The organism is Aeromonas media, from assembly GCF_000819985.1.
In the GTDB taxonomy this organism is placed as follows: Bacteria; Pseudomonadota; Gammaproteobacteria; order Enterobacterales; family Aeromonadaceae; genus Aeromonas; species Aeromonas media.
Genome location: NZ_CDBZ01000136.1, coordinates 11693 through 12028, shown reverse-complemented (window position 1 = coordinate 12028; position 336 = coordinate 11693). Strand labels below are relative to the sequence as shown.

The window sequence follows — 336 nt, the reverse complement described above, 5'->3', positions numbered from 1 at the left end:
CAACGGCGCCATTCCCATGGCGACCTTCGAGCCCATGATGCCCCGCAAGGCGGCGCTGGCTGGCCTCGCCACAGGCAAGGTACTGGTGGAGTTCACCGTGACCGAGCGCGGCACAGTCAGCAACATCCGCATCGTCAAGGAAGAGCCGCGCAGCTATGACCTCGGCAAGGAGGCACGCAAGACGATTGCCAAGTGGACCTTCAAGCCGGCCATGGTGGACGGCAAGCCCCAGGCAAGCCGCATGCAGCAAGAGATCGAGTTCGCGGTCAACTAAGGAAGGTGGCGATGAAAAAGTTACATACCCTGATCCTCGCCCCGGTGGCCATGGCGGTACTG

1 protein-coding gene is annotated in these 336 nt (G+C 62.2%); it reads left to right on the top strand.

Features of this window, described 5'->3' with window-relative positions:
- The coding region (locus tag BN1127_RS11845) for an energy transducer TonB (protein ID WP_042649581.1) at positions 1 to 274 on the top strand (274 nt) is incomplete at its 5' end.
- Positions 275 to 336 lie beyond the last annotated feature (62 nt).